12 protein-coding genes are annotated in these 17,062 nt (G+C 73.3%); 8 read left to right on the top strand and 4 right to left on the bottom strand.

The features are described 5' to 3' along the window. The first annotated feature begins 68 nt into the window (after positions 1-68). Positions 69-1,541, top strand: coding sequence for an NAD-dependent succinate-semialdehyde dehydrogenase (locus J2Z30_RS32945; RefSeq protein ID WP_044567632.1), 1,473 nt, complete (start codon positions 69-71; stop codon positions 1,539-1,541). A gap of 102 nt (positions 1,542-1,643) precedes the next feature. Further along, a complete protein-coding gene (locus J2Z30_RS32940; RefSeq protein ID WP_044567630.1) occupies positions 1,644-2,996 on the top strand; it encodes a CAP domain-containing protein in 1,353 nt (450 codons plus the stop codon). A gap of 34 nt (positions 2,997-3,030) precedes the next feature. Here J2Z30_RS32940 and J2Z30_RS32935 read toward each other — a convergent pair whose 3' ends face one another. After that, positions 3,031-3,765, bottom strand: a complete 735-nt coding sequence (locus tag J2Z30_RS32935) for a peptidoglycan-binding domain-containing protein (RefSeq protein ID WP_245388709.1) — start codon at positions 3,763-3,765, stop codon at positions 3,031-3,033. Positions 3,766-3,947: 182 nt separating this feature from the next. Between J2Z30_RS32935 and J2Z30_RS32930 the strand changes: the two genes are divergently transcribed. Further along, positions 3,948-5,198, top strand: a complete 1,251-nt coding sequence (locus tag J2Z30_RS32930; protein WP_044567628.1) for an FAD-dependent oxidoreductase — start codon at positions 3,948-3,950, stop codon at positions 5,196-5,198. A gap of 59 nt (positions 5,199-5,257) precedes the next feature. Here the strand turns inward: J2Z30_RS32930 and J2Z30_RS32925 are convergent, their stop codons facing one another. Continuing rightward, positions 5,258-6,778 (bottom strand): amino acid permease, encoded by a 1,521-nt coding sequence (locus tag J2Z30_RS32925; protein WP_044567626.1) that lies wholly within the window; start codon positions 6,776-6,778, stop codon positions 5,258-5,260. Between the two features lie 58 nt (positions 6,779-6,836). Further along, complete coding sequence (locus tag J2Z30_RS32920; RefSeq protein WP_044567623.1) at positions 6,837-7,844, bottom strand: hypothetical protein; 1,008 nt, start codon at positions 7,842-7,844, stop codon at positions 6,837-6,839. Between the two features lie 250 nt (positions 7,845-8,094). Here J2Z30_RS32920 and J2Z30_RS32915 point away from each other — a divergent pair, with 250 nt between their 5' ends. From J2Z30_RS32915 to J2Z30_RS32905, 3 genes are read left to right on the top strand one after another with little or no spacing between them, the layout of a single operon-like run. Then, positions 8,095-9,591 carry an FGGY family carbohydrate kinase gene (locus J2Z30_RS32915; RefSeq protein WP_044567621.1) on the top strand — a complete coding sequence of 499 codons (1,497 nt, stop codon included), beginning with the start codon at positions 8,095-8,097 and terminating at the stop codon, positions 9,589-9,591. Positions 9,592-9,640: 49 nt separating this feature from the next. Further along, on the top strand, positions 9,641-11,068 hold the full coding sequence (locus J2Z30_RS32910) for an NAD(P)/FAD-dependent oxidoreductase (RefSeq protein ID WP_044567619.1): 1,428 nt from the start codon (positions 9,641-9,643) through the stop codon (positions 11,066-11,068). Continuing rightward, complete coding sequence (locus J2Z30_RS32905; RefSeq protein ID WP_044567617.1) at positions 11,065-12,318, top strand: NAD(P)/FAD-dependent oxidoreductase; 1,254 nt, start codon at positions 11,065-11,067, stop codon at positions 12,316-12,318. The genes J2Z30_RS32910 and J2Z30_RS32905 overlap by 4 nt, the downstream gene beginning before the upstream one ends. Before the next feature lie 197 nt (positions 12,319-12,515). On the opposite strand, the gene J2Z30_RS32900 is transcribed toward J2Z30_RS32905, so the two are convergent. Beyond that, the gene (locus tag J2Z30_RS32900; protein ID WP_044567614.1) at positions 12,516-12,905 is read right to left on the bottom strand and encodes an RNA-binding S4 domain-containing protein; all 390 of its coding nucleotides are present in this window, start codon (positions 12,903-12,905) and stop codon (positions 12,516-12,518) included. Positions 12,906-12,935: 30 nt separating this feature from the next. Between J2Z30_RS32900 and lpdA the strand changes: the two genes are divergently transcribed. Beyond that, on the top strand, positions 12,936-14,336 hold the full coding sequence (gene lpdA, locus J2Z30_RS32895) for a dihydrolipoyl dehydrogenase (RefSeq protein WP_044567612.1): 1,401 nt from the start codon (positions 12,936-12,938) through the stop codon (positions 14,334-14,336). Positions 14,337-14,405: 69 nt separating this feature from the next. Next, positions 14,406-17,060, top strand: a complete 2,655-nt coding sequence (locus J2Z30_RS32890) for a SpoIIE family protein phosphatase (protein WP_308280174.1) — start codon at positions 14,406-14,408, stop codon at positions 17,058-17,060. Positions 17,061-17,062: the final 2 nt, after the last annotated feature.

The raw sequence follows: 17,062 nt of genomic DNA, 5'->3' as shown, positions 1-17,062 counted from the left end.
CGGGAGCCCGATCCGCCCGCCGGTCCGAACCCCTCGGACCGGCGGCGGTCCGATAGGAGATTGCCCCTATGTCCACCCCCTCGTACCCCTCGGCCGCCGAGGTCCTCGCCGCGGTGCCCAAGCAGCTCTACATCGCCGGGTCGTGGTCCGACGCGGCGGGCGGCCAGACCATGCCGGTCGACGACCCGGCCACCGGTGAGGTGCTGTGTGACGTCGCCGACGCCGCCCCCGCCGACGGGCAGCGCGCCCTGGCCGCGGCCGAGGAGGCCCAGGAGAAGTGGGCGGCCACCGCGCCCCGCGCGCGCAGCGAGATCCTGCGCCGAGCCTATGAGCTGATCGTGGAGCGGGCCGACGCGCTCGCCGCGCTGATGACGGCCGAGATGGGCAAGCCGCTGGCCGAGGCGCGCGGAGAGGCGGCCTACGCCGCGGAGTTCTTCCGCTGGTTCTCCGAGGAGGCCGTGCGCGTCGAGGGCGGGTTCTCCACACTGCCGGACGGCAAGAACCGCATGCTGCTGATGCGCCGCCCGGTCGGCCCCTGTCTGCTCATCACGCCGTGGAACTTCCCGCTGGCCATGGGCACCCGCAAGATCGGCCCGGCGATCGCCGCGGGCTGCACCATGGTGCTCAAGCCCGCCCCGCAGACCCCGCTGTCCAGCCTGGCACTCGCCGGGATCCTGGCGGAGGCGGGGCTTCCGGCCGGGGTGCTCAACGTGGTCACCACCTCCCGTGCCGGAGAGGTCGTGGAGCCGCTGCTGACCGGCGGGCACATCCGCAAGCTCTCCTTCACCGGATCCACCCAGGTCGGCCGCACCCTGCTCGCCCAGAGCGCGCCCGCGGTGGTCCGCACCTCCATGGAACTCGGCGGCAACGCCCCCTTCATCGTCTTCGAGGACGCCGACCTCGAGGTCGCGGTCGAGGGTGCCATGACCGCCAAGATGCGCAACATGGGCGAGGCGTGCACGGCGGCCAACCGCTTCTTCGTCCACTCCTCCGTGGCGGCCGAGTTCGCCGACCGGCTGGCCCGCCGCATGGGAGCGCTGGAGGTCGGCCCCGGCAGCCGCGCCGGTGTCCAGGTCGGGCCGCTCATCGACCGGGCGGGCCGTACCAAGGTCGAGGAGCTGGTCGCGGACGCCGTGGCACGCGGCGCCGAGATCCTGGTCGGCGGCAGCACCCCCGAGGGCCCCGGCTGCTTCTACCCGCCCACGGTGCTCACCGGCGTCTCCCCGGCCAGCCGGCTGATGGAGACCGAGATCTTCGGACCGGTCGCGGCCGTGCTCACCTTCGACGACGAGGACGAGGTTCTCGCCACCGCCAACGACACCGGATGGGGCCTGGTGGGCTATGTGTTCACCCAGGATCTCAACCGCTCGCTGCGGGTGAGCGAGCGGCTCGAGGTCGGCATGGTCGGCCTCAACACCGGACTGGTCTCCAACCCCGCGGCCCCCTTCGGCGGCGTCAAACAGTCCGGGCTCGGACGCGAGGGCGGGCGTGTCGGCATCGACGAGTTCCTGGAGTACAAGTACGTCGCGGTGCCGGTCTGACCGCTGCCACACCGCCGGGGCGCCCGCCGGAACCGCCGGGGGCGTCCGGGCGTTGCCCTCATTGACGCGTTGCCTCCAGATACGCGGCGGTGAGGAGCGGACATGGGAGAGTTGGTGCCCGGCGGGAACCAGGCGCTGCCCGACGGCGCGCTGACCATCCGGGTGCCGGGCCCGTTCGACCTGTCCGCGCTGATCACCGGCGAGGACGGAAAGGTCGCGGGCGACGGCGACTTCGTCTTCTTCAACCAGCCCACCGCGCCCGGCGCCCGGCTGGACGGCGACACCGTCACCCTGCGGCCGGGGGCGCTGCGGCCCGGTGCCGCCCGGGTCACCCTCGTCGTCAGCCCCGCCGACCCGGGCACCCCGCTGGGGCGGCTCCCGGCACCCGTGCTGAGCGTCCTGGACGAGCGGGGGTCGCCGCTGGCCCGGTTCGCCCCGCCGCGCCCCGCGCGGGAGACGGTGCTGCTGCTCGCCGAGGTCTACCGCCGTGGCGGCGGCTGGAAGGTGCGGGCGATCGGCCAGGGGTACGCCGACGGACTGGCCGGTGTGGCCCGGGACTTCGGCGTCGACGTGGCCGACGACGGAGCCGCCGCGCCCGCGTCCCCCGCATCAGTGCCCCCCATGCCTCTCGCGCCTCCCGCCCCGCCGCCCGCCGCCCCGGCGCCCGTCGACGGGGCCTCACGGCAGGCCCTCGACGCGGTGAACGCGGCGCGGGCACGGGCCGGGGCCGCGCCCGTGGCCCTCGACGGACGGCTGACCGCGGCGGCCGAGGCGCACGCCCGGGAAATGGCCGCCCACGGCGCGCTGGCGCTGGAGAGCCCGGACGGCACCTCGCTGTTCCACCGGATCGCCGCGCACGGATACCGCCCGCTGACCATCGCCGAGCACATCGTCTCCGGGCCGCGCACCCCACGGGAGTTCGTGGACTACTGCCTCGAAGGCGCCGAGCGCCGGGGCCCGTTCCACGACCCGGCCCTCGTCCACCTGGGCATCGGCCGGGCCGACGGGCCCACCACCGGGGACGTCTACTGGACGGCGGTATGGGCCCGGCCGTTCACCCCGGACGGGCTGCTCCGCCTGGCCTCCGAGGTGATCGCCCTCACCAACGCGGAGCGCGCCGCCGCGCGGCTCGCGCCCCTCGCCCCGGACCCGCGGCTGACGGCGGCCTCGCAGGCACACAGCGATGACATGGTGGCCCGCGACTTCTACTCCCACACCGGCCCCGAGGGGCATCAGCCCTGGGACCGGGCGCGGGCCGCCGGGGCCACCCACCGCGGCATCGGCGAGAACATCGCGTGCGGCCAGCGCTCCCCGGAGGAGGTGGTGCGCGGCTGGATGAACAGCCCGGGTCACCGGGCCAACATCCTGAAGCCCGACTTCACCCATATCGGCGTCGGCCATGCCACCGGCAGCCGCGCGGGCACGTACTGGACCCAGGTCTTCGGCGCCGTCTGATGGCGTCCCGCCCTGTCCGCCTCCGGCCGTGGCGTCAGGTCCGCGACTCCAGAATGCGCCGTGTGGCGCTCCCGTACACCCCGTTCGCGTCGCCCCGGATCCCGTACCACACCTGGAACCGGGAGACGGCCTGGGCCAGCGTCTGGTCGTACTCTCCGTCGACCTGCCCGTCCTGATACACGTTCGGGATTCGCAGCAGCCGCTTCTGGAGCTCGGTGACCTCCGGGCCGGTGCTCCCGAGGGTCAGTACGTCGCCCGGGTCGCCCGGCGGCGGCAATTGGTCGTCCGGGGCCTGCGAGGCGGGGGCGCTCGGCGGCTGCGGCGCACCGGAGGTCGCGGGCGCGGTCGGTGTGGCCGACGCGCCGCCCTCGGCCGCGCCGGACGCCGAATCCCGGTCCACCATCACCACGAGCGAGAGGACGACCCCCACGCCGAGCCCGGCCAGCACCAGCAGGGCGGCGCTGGGGTGGCGCCGTCCGGCGGGGGCGGGCGGTACGGGCGGTTGCCGAGGCGCGGCCGGTGCCTCCTGCGGGGGCCAGGCGTCGGCGGCGGACGGGCCGCCCGTCATCTCCTGGGTGTCGTCATCCGCCATGGGCGGCGCCTCGGGCGGCAGCTCGGTGCCCGGCGGCCGGAAGAGGTCGAGCTCCTCCATCCACCCCTCGACCGGCCCATCCGAGGCATCGTCGTACTCCGGCGTCGCGGGGAAGATGGCGGTCGGCTCGATCACCTGACGCCCGGCTGGTCGGTCCGGATCGGGTTCGGCTGCCATACAGACCTCCTTGTACGCCCCACACCATTACGCGGGGATACGGACGCGGGCGCGGGAAGATTCAAGCCGATCGTGAACCGGAGGCCCCGGAGCCCCCGCAGCGCCGGTGTGGCGTGGCGCCGCCGGGTAATCCGTCCTGAGAGGGTGCCCATGGCCTCGGGGACGTCGAAGGGAGCCATGAGATGGAGCGGACCACATGCTGTGTGGTGGGTGGCGGGCCCGCCGGGATGGTCCTCGGCCTGCTGCTGGCCCGGACCGGGGTGGAGGTCACCGTCCTGGAGAAGCACGGGGACTTCTTGCGCGACTTCCGCGGCGACACGGTGCACCCCAGTACGCTGAGGCTCCTGGACGACCTGGGCCTCGCGGACCGGTTCGCGGCCCTGCCGCAGCGGCATGTGCACTCCATCCAGCTGCCCATAGGGCGGGGCGGCGAACTGTTCACGGTCGGCGAGATCGGCTCACTGCCGGGGAAGTACAACTACGTGGCGATGGTGCCGCAGTGGGATCTGCTCGATCTGCTGGCGGACGAGGCCAACCGGGAACCCACCTTCCAACTGCGGACGAACACCGAGGTGACCTCCTTCCTCATGGAGCGCGGACGGGTCACCGGGGTGCGCTACCGCGACCGTACGAGCGGCTCCACCGGCGAGCTGCGCGCCACCCTCACCGTGGCCTGTGACGGCCGGGGATCGCTCGCCCGCGACCTGCCGGAGCTGGGACTCCAGGAGTTCGCCTGCCCGATGGACGTCTGGTGGTTCCGGCTGCCGCGCGCGGAGGGCGACCCACAGGGGCTGGTGGGCAATGTCGGTGAACGCTTCCTCACCGCGATGATCGACCGTGGTGACTACTGGCAGTGCGCCGCCCTGATCCCCAAGGGGGCCGACGCCACATGCCGCGCCGAAGGCCTCGACCGGTTCCTCGCCGCGTTCACGGAGGCCACCCCGTGGATACGGCGGGGGCCGGACCGTGAACCGGGCCCGCGGTCCTGGGACGAGGTGAAGCTGCTGAACGTACGGATGGACCGGCTCCGTCGCTGGCACCGCCCCGGACTGCTGTGCATCGGGGACGCGGCCCACGCGATGTCGCCCGTGTTCGGCATCGGCATCAACCTCGCCGTCGAGGACGCGGTCGCCGCCGCCCGCTATCTGGCCGGGCCGCTGCGCGAGGGCACCGTGGGCCTCGCCGACGTACGCGCCGTCCAGCGCCGCCGGTGGCCGACCACCGTCGCGACGCAGGGGTTGCAGCGGATCGCCCACGCCCGGGTCATCGGCCCACTGCTGCAGGGACGTTCACCGGTCGCCGGAGGGGAACCGCTGCGGCTGGCCCAGGTGCTCACCAAGGCGCCCTGGCTGAAGCGGGCACCCGCGTACTTCCTCGCCTACGGCGCGGGCCGGGAGCGGCCGCCGGCCGAGTCGCTGCGCAGTTCCGGATGAGCCGTTGAAGCCGGGTGCGGAAAACCCTCCGCACCCGGCTTCACGCATACGAAGGACCTTCAGACGATGCCTTCGGCGATCTCCGCCTGCTCGCGCGCCGAGCCGTACGCGGACGGCGTGTTGTACGAGCGGCGGGCCACGAACCACCAGATCGTGGCCAGCAGCAGCACCACGGCCAGCGCGATCGAGGCGTAGTTCATCGAGTCCACCGTCACCGGACTGGACTGCGGCAGACAGAACAGCACCGTCACGACCGCCACCCACACCACCGCGATCCAGCCCACCGGCTTGCTCCAGCGGCCCAGGTTCCACGGACCCGGCTGGAAGCGGTCCCCGGCGCGCAGCCGCAGGAAGACGGGGATGGCGTAGGCGGGGGTGATCCCGATGACGTTGATGGCGGTCACCGCGCCGTAGGCCGTCTCGGAGTACAGGGACGGCAGGGCCAGCACACACGCCACCGCCACCGACAGCCAGACCGCGTGCACCGGCGTCTGGGTACGGGAGCTGACCCGCTGCCACAGCCGTGAGCCCGGCAGCGCGCCGTCCCGGCTGAAGGCGAACACCATCCGGCTGGCCGCCGCCACCTCGGCGTTCCCACAGAACAGCTGGGCCACGATGACGATGAGCAGCATCGCGGTGGCACCGCCCGTGCCCAGGGCGTCGATCAGGATCTGCGCCGGCGGCACCCCGGTGGCGCTTCCCTGGGTGCCGGTGTAGTCCTGGATGGCGAAGGTGAGCCCGGCCAGCAGTACGAACCCGGCCACCCAGGACACCCAGATGGCGCGGACGATCCCCCGGGCGGCGTAGACGGAGGCGTTGGAGGTCTCCTCGGACAGATGCGCGGAGGCGTCGTAGCCGGAGAAGGTGTACTGGGCGAGCAGCAGTCCGATCGCGGTCACATACAGCGGATTCGACCAGCCGGTGTCATTGACGAATTCGGTGAAGACGAATTCGGGGGACTGGTGGTGGGAGGGCACGATCGCCAGCGCGCCGACGATGATGGCGACGCCCGCCAGATGCCACCACACACTGACCGAGTTGAGCACGCTGACCAGCCGCACTCCGAACAGATTCAGCGCCGCGTGCAGCAGCAGAATGCAGACGAAGATGAGCATGGTCGATTCCGGTGTGGGATCGAATCCCCACTGGAGGTTGAAGAGCGCGCCGGTGAACAGGGCGGCGCCGTAGTCGATTCCGGCGATGGCTCCGAGCAGCCCCAGCAGATTGAGCCAGCCGGTGTACCAGCCCCAGGTCCGTCCGCCCAGCCGGTCGGCCATGTAGTACAGCGCTCCCGAGGTGGGGTAGGCGCTGGTCACCTCGGCCAGGGCGAGCCCGACGCACAGCACGAAGAGCCCCACTCCGGCCCAGCCCCACATCATCACCGCGGGGCCTCCGGTGTCCAGCCCGAAGCCGTACAGCGTCATGCATCCGGAGAGAATGGAGATGACCGAGAAACTGATGGCGAAATTGCCGAAGCCGCCCATGCGGCGGGCCAGGACGGGTTGATAGCCGAGCTCACGCAGCCGCTGTTCATCGTCCCGGTGGGGGGCGGGACTCGAACTCGACCATGCCGTGGACATGAATGTACCTCCGAATGCTGGGGCGGGCGAGGGGTGGTACAGGTGGGGGGAGATCGGCTCAGCCGCCGGCCCCGGGTCTTGGCCCACGGGCGCCGGCCAGCGAGCGGACCCGGGCGCGAAGAAACATTTCTTCAGCCAGGGCGCGGTCGGCGGCGTCGCGGGTGCGGTAGGCCCAGGGGAGCGGGGTGAAGTACGACCCCAGCGTCTCGAAGACGCGGGCCGCGTCGGAGAACAGCAGCGCGCCCCACAGGGCGTGCGCCAGATGGTTGAGATCGAGCAGGGAACTCGTCGTGACATCCGCGTGGTCGAACCAGCCGAGCAGCGCCTTCCTCGCGTCCCGGGTGGCGTCCTCGGTGGCCCAGTGAAGGTCGAGCGCCTTCTCGTAGCCCCGCTCCTCGCGGTACCGCTCGACATGGACGTACAGCGGCAGCACCTGCAGCGCGGACCCCTCGGGCGCGCCCGAGACCACCCACTGCACGAAGTTGACCGCCTCGGCCAGCGAACCCCCGGCCCGCCGGGCGTACACGAACTGCAGCATCCGGTGGTACGCCTCGCGGTTGTACGGATCGCGCCGGTCGGCCTCCGCCAGCAGCCCCCAGGGGCCGGGGAACAGCAGCGGACCCGGCGGGGCCACCCGGTGTTCCTCCTGCCGCTGCTCCTTGTCCAGCTGGGCCAGGGCCAGCAGACACACCCAGGGCACCGGATCCGCCGGGGAGTGGTGCGCAGCCAGCTGGCAGGACTGCCACGCCTCCCGCCACAGCTCCCGGGTGCGGGGGTGTCCCTCACGGTGTGCGCGCACCGCGCGCTCCACTCCGACCCGGGTGTGCATCACCAGCGCCGCCACGCTCTGCGGCTCCTCGGTCCGCCACGCGTCCACCACATTGGAGCCGGCCGCGGCCGTGGCCAGCACCTGGGTGCGCTGGGTCCACAGCGACCAGGTGGGGGTCTCCGCGAGCAGATTGCGCATCGATATCCAGCGCCCGGTGCGCAGGTCCTGCAGCGCCACGCGCAGCCCGCCGTCGTAGCCCGCGGGGTGGTACACGGGGCGGAACTCTTCCTCGGGCATCGGATGACTTTCGTACGGAGCTGACGTACCGGACGCGGGAAAACGACGAGCCTGGGGGATGGTTGCAGGGATCTTATAGTCCCGGCGCAACGATTCGGGAACGGGGGACTCCGGTCCGTGCCCGAACGGGCCGTCTTGACGCCCGCCCCGCGCCTGCACCAGGCTTTCCGGCAAGATCTGCGCCCCGTCCCGCGAGCGCGACGTCCCCCGAGCCCGAAGCGATCCGCCCGTCCCGAGCGAAGAACCGGACATGCTGCCTGCAGAGCGTCGCCACCGCACCCCGGCCGACCCCGCGACCGGCCCGGTCCTCGCCATCGACCAAGGCACCTCGGGCACCAAGGCGCTGGTGCTCTGCCCGGAGCGCGGGGTGATCGGCTCCGCCGAGGTGTCCGTACGGCCCCGTTATCTGCCCGGCGGACTGGTCGAGGTCGATCCGGCCGCGCTGCTCACCTCGGTCCTCGAGGCCGGGCGCCAGGCTCTCGCGGCCGCGGGGGAACCGGTCGTGGCGGTCGGGCTGGCCAACCAGGGCGAGACCGTGCTGGCCTGGGACCCCGGCACGGGAGAGCCGCTGACGGACGCCCTGGTCTGGCAGGACCGACGGGCCCACACGGTGTGCGAGCAGCTCGCGCCGCACGCCGGGACGCTGCGCGAACTCACCGGCCTGCCCCTCGATCCGTACTTCGCGGCGCCCAAGATGGCGTGGATCCGGCGCCATCTGACCGGCGAGGGCGTGGTCACCACCAGCGATGTCTGGCTGGTCCACCGGCTCACCGGCGCGTTCGTCACCGACGCCGCCACCGCCGGGCGCACCGGACTGCTCGACCTCGACCGCGTCGCCTGGTCCCCGAAGGCGCTGGACCTCTACGGGCTGGCCGCCGAACGGCTGCCGCGCGTCGTCGACGCCGCGGGGCCGGTCGGCACCACCACGGCCTTCGGCGGCGAGGTCCCGCTCACCGGACTCCTCGTCGACCAGCAGGCCGCCCTGCTGGCGCAGCGGGTGACCGAGGCGGGCACCGCCAAGTGCACCTACGGCACCGGCGCCTTCCTCCTCGCCCAGACCGGCGACCGGCCCCGACGCGGCCCCCATGGCCTGGTCTCCTGTGTGGCCTGGCGGTTCGGCGGGCGCACCAGCTACTGCCTGGACGGGCAGGTGTACACCGCCGCCTCCGCGGTGCGCTGGCTCGGCGACCTGGGGGTGATCCAAGGACCCCAGGACCTCGACCCGGTCGGGGGAACCGTGCCCGACACCGGGGGAGTCACCTTCGTACCGGCGCTCGCCGGACTCGCCGCGCCGTGGTGGCGCGGCGACCTCAAGGGCTCGCTGACCGGGCTCGGCCTCGACACCACCGCCGGACATCTGGTGCGCGCCCTGTGCGAGGGCATCGCCGCCCAGGTCGTGGAGATCGCCGAGGCGGCCGCCTCCGACCTCGGCGCGCCGCTGACCGTCCTGCGGGTCGACGGAGGACTGACCCGCTCGGCGCTGCTGATGCAGACCCAGGCCGATCTGCTGCAGCGGCCGGTGGAGGTGTCGGCGCTGCCGGATGTCACGGCGCTGGGTGTGGGCGCCGCCGCGCGGATGGGGCTGGACCCGGGCCTGACGATCGAGGAGGCGGTCCCCGCATGGGAGCCCGCCGCCGTCTACGAACCGCGGATCGGCGCGGAGCGGGCCGCCGAGCGGCTGGCCGCCTTCCGCTCGGCCGTGGCCGTGCTGCTGGACCACGCGCCGACGGCCGCCGCCCACGACTGAGGACCCCGGCGCACCAGGAGCCGTGTCCACCACCGAGCAAGGGACCAGCATGACCGTTACGACCACGGGTGACCTCCCCGACGAGGTCTACGACGTGGCCATCATCGGCGCCGGGGTGGTCGGCGCCGCCATCGCCCGCGAACTGGCCCGGTACCGCTTGCGGATCGCCCTGGTCGAGGCGTCGAACGACGTCGGCAACGGCACGTCCAAGGCCAACACCGCGATCCTGCACACCGGCTTCGACGCCACCCCGGGCACCCTGGAGGCCCGACTGGTGCGCGAGGGCTACCAGCGGCTGACCGCCTACGCCGCCGAGACCGGCATCCCGCTCGAACCGCTCGGCGCGCTGCTCGTCGCCTGGGACCGGGAGCAGCTCGCCGCGCTGCCGTCACTCGCCGAGAAGGCCGTCCGCAACGGCTACGACGAGACGGCCATCCTCGACACCGAGGCGGTCTACGCCCGCGAACCCCATCTGGGGCCCGGCGCCCTCGGCGCGCTCGAGGTCCCCGGCGAGAGCGTCATCTGCCCCTGGACGACGACGCTCGCCTACGCCACCCAGGCGGTCCGCGCGGGCGTCGCGCTGCATCTGAACTGCCCGGCCGGGGCCATCACCACCGGGGCGGACCACCACGAGATCGCCACCCCGCGCGGGGTGCTGCGCACCCGTCACCTGGTGAACGCCGCGGGGCTGTACTCGGACGAGATCGACCGGCGGCTCGGCCACGAGGAGTTCACCGTGACCCCGCGCCGCGGCCAGCTCATCGTCTTCGACAAGTTCGCCCGCGGCCTGGTCGACCACATCCTGCTGCCGGTGCCCACCGCGCTCGGCAAGGGCGTACTGGTGGCGCCGACCGTGTACGGCAATGTGCTGCTCGGCCCCACCGCCGAGGACCTCGACGACAAGACCGCCACCGGATCGTCGGCCGGCGGACTGGCCTCGCTCCGCGAGCAGGGCGCGCGGATCCTGCCGGAGCTGCTGGAGGAGGAGGTCACCGCCGTCTACGCCGGGCTGCGCGCCGCCACCGAGCACGACGACTACCAGATCCGCGCCGATCCCGGGCGGCGGTATGTCGCGGTGGGCGGCATCCGCTCCACCGGGCTCACCGCCTCCATGGCGATCGCCGCGCAGGTGGCGGAGCTGCTCATCGACTGCGGTCTTGACCCCGGGCCGGAGCGGGAGATCGAGCCCGTGCGGATGCCCACCATCGGCGAGGCGTTTCCACGCCCCTACCAGCGCGCCGACCTCATCGCCGCCGACCCCGCGTACGGCACCGTGGTCTGCCACTGCGAACGCGTCACCCGGGGCGAGATCCGCGACGCGCTGACCGCCATCGTGCCGCCGGCCTCGCTGGACGGACTCCGGCGCCGCACCCGGGCCCTGGCCGGGCGCTGCCAGGGATTCTTCTGCGGCGCCACGGTGCGCGCCCAGTTCGAGGCGGCCGCCGCGGCCCAGGACCGGACGGAGGCCCGGCGATGACCCCCACCGACCGTACCCACCGCACCGTCGACGTCCTGGTCATCGGGGCCGGACCGGCCGGACTCGCGGTGGCCGCTCGGCTGGCCGCCGCCGGGGTGGACCGGGTCGAGGTACTCGACCGCGAGCAGCGCGCGGGCGGCATCCCCCGCCACTGCGACCACACCGGATTCGGGCTGCGCGATCTGCGCCGGGTGATGGCCGGACCGGACTACGCCCGCCACCACATCGCCGCCGCCATCCGCGCCGGGGCCATGCTGCGCACGGGTGTCACGGCCACCGGCTGGGCGGCGCCGCGGACCGTGGACATCACAGGACCGACCGGCCTGGAGCGGATCGCCGCCACGGCCGTCGTCCTGGCCACCGGCGCCCGGGAACGCCCGCGCAGCGCCCGGCTGGTGCCGGGCACCCGGCCGGCCGGCGTCTTCACCACCGGGCAGTTGCAGCAGGCCGTCCATGTGCACCACCAGAGCGTCGGCCGCCGCGCCGTCGTCGTCGGCGCGGAACGGGTCAGCTACTCCGCGGTGGCCACCCTGCACCGGGCCGGGGCCGAGGTCGCCGCCATGGTCACCGACCAGCCCCGCCACCAGACCCACCCGGCGCGCCACCTCAGCACCCGGCTGCGCCATGGCGTTCCGCTGGTCACCGACGCCACCGTGGCCGAACTGACCGGCCGGGTGCGGCTGGAGGGCGTACGGCTGCGGCACCGGGACGGCAGGACCGCGGCCATCGGCTGCGACACCGTGGTGTTCACCGGCGACTGGATCCCCGACCACGAACTGGCCAGAAGCGCCGGGATCGCCCTCGACCCCGGCACCCGGGGCCCGGCCACCGACGCCGAGTTCCGCACCGGCGAGCCCGGGGTCTTCGCCGTGGGCAATCTGCTGCACCCGGTCGAGACCGCCGATATCGCCGCCCTCGACGGCCGGTTCGCCGCCGCGCCCGTGCTGCGCCATCTCGCGGGCGTGCCATGGACCCCGGGACCGCTGCCGGTGCGGGTCGAGGCGCCGCTGCTGTGGATCTCACCCAACCGGCTCACCCCGGACGGCCCCCGTCCGCCGCGCGGCCGGTTCACCCTGCGCACCACGCGGTTCCTGACCCGGCCGGTGCTCACCGTCAGCCAGGACGGCCGGACGCTGCACCGCGGGCGCCTTCCTCACACGGCGGTGCCCAACCGGCCGTTCCACCTGTCGGCCGACTGGATCGCCGGGGCCGACGCACACGGCGGCCCCGTGCGTATCACCGCGGACTGACGGGCCTTAGGGGGCTTCTGATGGATCTCCGCGGCGTCGCGACGCCCGGCACCCCCTCTCGCCGCACCGGCCGAAAGCCCAAGTACACCCAGTACGAGGGCTTCCGGCCGGCACGCCGAGAGCACGCTCCCCCAGCTACCGCTGGGAGGTGCCCCCTGACGCCGCTCCTTCCCCCACGAAGATCCATCAGAAGCCCCCTAGCCGAGGCCCCCGGGCGTACCGCGCAGCCGCTCCATCTCGCGCCGGTCGCGCTTGGTGGGGCGGCCCGTCCCGCGGTCGCGCAGCCCGATCGGCACGGTGTGCTCGCGCGGAGGCGGCGGCGGGCTGTTGTCGACGTAGCACTCCACCGCCACCGGTGCCCCGACCCGCTTGCGCACGATGCGCGAGACGACCACGATCCGGTCGCGCCCCGCATGGCGCAGCCGCACCTCGTCTCCGGACCGCACCGTGTGTGCGGGCTTGACGCGCTCGCCGTTGACCCGGACGTGCCCCGCGCGGCAGGCCGAGGACGCCATGGAGCGCGTCTTCGTCAGCCGCACGGACCAGATCCAGCTGTCCACCCGTACGGACCCCTCGTCTGAAGCCATACCCCGACTCTAATGTCTAAGGTGCGACGCATGAGCGCACATTTCGACGTGGTGGTCCTGGGAGCCGGACCGGGTGGCTATGTCGCCGCGATCCGCGCCGCTCAGCTGGGGCTGACCACGGCCGTGGTCGAGGAACGCTACTGGGGCGGCGTCTGCCTGAACGTGGGCTGCATCCCGTCCAAGGCCCTGCTGCGCAACGCCGAGCTGGCCCATCTGTTCATCCACGAGGCCAAGGACTTCGGCATCCGGGTGAACGGCGATGTCACCGTGGACTACCGCGACGCGTTCGAGCGCAGCCGCAAGGTGGCCGACGGACGGGTCAAGGGCGTCCACTATCTGATGAAGAAGAACAAGATCACCCAGTTCGAGGGCCGGGGCAGCTTCACCGGACCCCACGACATGCTGGTCACCCGCTCCGGCGGCGGCACGGAGACGCTCACCTTCGGCCACTGCGTCATCGCCGCGGGCTCGATCACCAATCTGCTTCCCGGCACCTCCCTCAGCGAGCGGGTGGTGACCTACGAGGAGCAGATCCTCTCGCCCACCCTGCCCGGCAGCGTCCTGATCGCGGGCGCGGGAGCCATCGGCGTGGAGTTCGCATACATCATGCACAGCTACGGGGTGCAGGTGACGCTGGTGGAGTTCATGGACCGGATCGTGCCCCTGGAGGACGAGGAGGTCTCCGCCGAGCTCACCCGGCGCTTCCGCAGGCTCGGCATGAACATCCTGACCTCCACCCGGGTGGAGGCGATCAACGACGCGGGCTCCGCGGTCAAGGTCATGGTGACCACGGGCGGCCAGCGGCAGACCCTCCAGGCCGCCCGGGTGCTGCAGGCCATCGGGTTCCGGCCGCGGGTGGACGGATACGGGCTGGAGCACACCGGCGTCCGGCTGACCGAGCGGGGTGCCATCGGCATCGACGGCCGGTGCCGCACCAATGTGCCGCACATCTTCGCCATCGGCGACGTCACCGCCAAGCTGATGCTGGCGCACGCCGCCGAGGCCATGGGCATCGTCGCGGCGGAGACCATCGCCGGGGCGGAGAGCATGGAGCTGGACTATGTGATGATCCCGCGCGCCACCTTCTGCCAGCCGCAGATCGCCAGCTTCGGCTGGACCGAGGCCCAGGCGCGCGAGCGCGGCTTCGACGTCCGGGTGGCGAAGTTCCCGTTCACCGCCAACGGGAAGGCCCAGGGGCTCGGCGACCCCGTCGGCTTCGTGAAGCTCATCGGCGACGGCCGCCACGGCGAGCTGCTGGGCGGCCATCTCATCGGCCCCGAGGTCACCGAGCTGCTGCCCGAGCTCACCCTCGCCCAGCAGTGGGATCTCACCGTGCACGAGGTGGCCCGCAATGTCCACGCCCATCCGACCCTCAGCGAGGCGGTGAAGGAGGCCGTCCACGGGCTCGCCGGGCACATGATCAATTTCTGACCGCGGATGCTCCCACCCCGGCCGCCGACACCAGGTGTGCGACCCGCGGATGTGCGTTAGACAGAGCATGTGAAAGTGCGCTCGGCGCTGGGCTCGCGCAGTGTCGGCGGGCAGGTGTTCGCCCTGATGCTGATCATCGTGACGCTCCTGGTGCTCGCCGCGGGGGCCACGCTGTCCCTCGAGGCGCACGGCAGCCGGGACAGCCAGGCCCGGGGCCGTGCGCTGGCCGTCGCACTGACCGTCGCCCTCGCCCCCGGCGTCCAGCAGGCGCTGGAGTCCCGCGACCCCTCCAGGACCCTCCAGCCCTACGCCGAGAAGGTCCGTCGGCGGACCGGTGTCGACTACATCGTGGTGACCACCCCCCGGGGCATCCGCTGCAGCCATCCGAACCCCAAGCTGATCGGCAAGCGCGTCGACCGCGGCCTCTACCCGGCCACGGTGGGCCGGGCCTTCACCGACAAGACCCCGGGCGTCACCCGCCCGGCCGCCTCGATCCGGGCCGCCGTGCCGGTCACCAACGCCCGGGGCCGGGTGATCGGCGTCGTCAACGCCGGGGTCTCCATCCCCTCCGTGGCCCGCACGGTCAGCCGCCAACTGCCGGTGATCTACGGCTCCACGGCCCTCGCCCTCCTGCTGGGCGGGGGCGGCGCGGCGCTCGTGGCCCGGCGGCTGCGGCGGCAGACCCACCGGCTCGGCCCCGCCGAGATCACCAGGATGTACGAACACCACGACGCCGTGCTGCGCTCGGTCCGGGAGGGGGTGCTGATCCTCGACGACGAGGGACGGCTGCTGCTCGCCAACGACGAGGCGCTGCTCCTGCTGGGTCTCGCACCCGGCGCGCACGGACGGCAGATCACCGACGTCGGCCTGCCCCCGGAGTTCGCCGGGCTGCTCGCCTCCGGCCGCGAGGCCACCGACGAGGTGTACGAGGTCGGGAACCGGCTGCTGGCGGTCAACCAGCGCCCGGCGGAACGGGGCGGACAGCCCTGGGGGAGCGTCGCCACCCTGCGGGACAGCACCGAGCTGCGCGCCCTGACGGACAAGGCCGACCGGGCCTACGCACGCCTCCAGCTGCTGTACGAGGCCGGGGTCCGCGTGGGCAGCAGCCTCGACATGGAAGGCACCGCCCAGGAACTGACCCGGGTCGCCGTGCCGCGCTTCGCCGACTACGCCACCGTCGATCTGCACGAGGCCGTCCTGCGCGGCGAGGAGCCGGGCGACCGGGAGTCGCCGCTGCGCCGGGCGGCCTTCAGAGGCATCCGGCAGGATCCCCCGCTGCGCCGGGTCGGTGAGCGCGTCTCGTCCTTCCCCGTCACCCAGCGGGCCGGGGGCACCGGCAAGGCGCGATTGTTCCCCGTGGACGAGCTGGTGTCCTCGCCCGACTGGAAGCCCCAGGCGGAGCGGTTGGGGTGGGCGGTGGAGTACGGCATCCATTCGCTGCTGGCCGTGCCGCTCAGCGCGCGCGGCGTCCGGCTGGGCCAGGTCGCGTTCTGGCGCTCGGGGGACACCCCGCCGTTCGACGAGGAGGACCGGACCTTCGCCGAGGAGCTGGCCGGTCAGGCGGCCGTCGCCATCGACAACGCCCGCCGCTACGCGCGCGAGCACGCCACCACCCTGGCCCTCCAGGAGAGCCTGCTGCCGCGCGGCCGCCCCGAGCAGCAGGCCGTCGTGGCCGCCCAGCGCTATCTGCCCGCCCCCGGCGGGGTGCGGGGCGACTGGTTCGACGTCATCCCGCTGTCCGGGGCCCGGGTCGCCCTCGTGGTCGGCGATGTCGTCGGCCACGGACTGCACGCCGCCGCGACCATGGGCCGGCTGCGCACCGCCGTGCGCAACTTCTCCGTCGTGGACCTTCCCCCCGATGAGCTGCTCGCCCGGCTCGACGACGTGGTCGACCAGCTCGACCGGGAGGAGACCGCCACGGGCCCCGGCGCCGGGGCCGCCGGGGCCACCTGTCTGTACGCCGTCTACGACCCGGTCTCCCGGCACTGCACCCTGGCGCGGGCCGGTCATCCGCCCCCGGCCCTGGTCCGTCCCGACGGCTCGGTGACCTTCCTCGACCTGCCCGCGGGACCGCCGCTGGGGCTCGGCGGACGGCTCTACGAGGCGGCCGAGACGGAGCTGCCCGAGGGAAGCCGCCTCGTCCTCTACACCGACGGGCTGGTCCAGGACCGCGAGCGGGACATCGAGACCGGCCTCGACCAGCTGCGGGACGCCCTCACCGATGCCGACCCCGACCCGGAGCGGGCCTGCGACACCGTGATGGCCGCCCTGCTCTCGCCGCGCCGCACCGACGACGTCTGTCTGCTCATTGCCCGTACCACCGCGCTGGACGCGCGCCGGGTGGCCTCGTGGGACCTCCCGGCCGACCCCGAGGTGGTGGCCCGGATGCGGGCGGCCGTCGCCCGCACCCTGGCCGAGTGGAATCTGGAGGAGGCCGCCTTCACCACCGAGCTGGTGGTCAGCGAGCTGCTCGGCAACGCCATCCGGCACGCCGTGGGCCCCGTACGGCTGCGGCTGCTGCGCAACCGGGCGCTGATCTGCGAGGTGGCCGACGGCAGCACCACCGCGCCCCATCTGCGCCGGGCGGCCATCACCGACGAGGGTGGACGCGGACTGTTCCTCGTCGCCCAGATGGTCCAGCGCTGGGGCACCCGCTACACCAGCCAGGGCAAGATCATCTGGACCGAGCAGGACCTCCCGGCCGCGGCGCGCGCCCTGCGGTGACC

Source organism: Streptomyces iranensis (assembly GCF_017874715.1).
Classification (GTDB): Bacteria; Actinomycetota; Actinomycetes; order Streptomycetales; family Streptomycetaceae; genus Streptomyces; species Streptomyces iranensis.
This window is presented reverse-complemented; position numbering and strand designations above follow the sequence as displayed.

What these genes read in the sequence shown, in the direction of transcription:
- J2Z30_RS32945 (WP_044567632.1), top strand. Translation starts at nt 69, where the DNA reads ATGTCCACCCCCTCGTACCCCTCGGCCGCCGAGGTCCTCGCCGCGGTG.
- J2Z30_RS32940 (WP_044567630.1), top strand. Translation starts at nt 1,644, where the DNA reads ATGGGAGAGTTGGTGCCCGGCGGGAACCAGGCGCTGCCCGACGGCGCG.
- J2Z30_RS32935 (WP_245388709.1), bottom strand. Translation starts at nt 3,765, where the DNA reads ATGGCAGCCGAACCCGATCCGGACCGACCAGCCGGGCGTCAGGTGATC.
- J2Z30_RS32930 (WP_044567628.1), top strand. Translation starts at nt 3,948, where the DNA reads ATGGAGCGGACCACATGCTGTGTGGTGGGTGGCGGGCCCGCCGGGATG.
- J2Z30_RS32925 (WP_044567626.1), bottom strand. Translation starts at nt 6,778, where the DNA reads ATGTCCACGGCATGGTCGAGTTCGAGTCCCGCCCCCCACCGGGACGAT.
- J2Z30_RS32920 (WP_044567623.1), bottom strand. Translation starts at nt 7,844, where the DNA reads ATGCCCGAGGAAGAGTTCCGCCCCGTGTACCACCCCGCGGGCTACGAC.
- J2Z30_RS32915 (WP_044567621.1), top strand. Translation starts at nt 8,095, where the DNA reads ATGCTGCCTGCAGAGCGTCGCCACCGCACCCCGGCCGACCCCGCGACC.
- J2Z30_RS32910 (WP_044567619.1), top strand. Translation starts at nt 9,641, where the DNA reads ATGACCGTTACGACCACGGGTGACCTCCCCGACGAGGTCTACGACGTG.
- J2Z30_RS32905 (WP_044567617.1), top strand. Translation starts at nt 11,065, where the DNA reads ATGACCCCCACCGACCGTACCCACCGCACCGTCGACGTCCTGGTCATC.
- J2Z30_RS32900 (WP_044567614.1), bottom strand. Translation starts at nt 12,905, where the DNA reads ATGGCTTCAGACGAGGGGTCCGTACGGGTGGACAGCTGGATCTGGTCC.
- lpdA (WP_044567612.1), top strand. Translation starts at nt 12,936, where the DNA reads ATGAGCGCACATTTCGACGTGGTGGTCCTGGGAGCCGGACCGGGTGGC.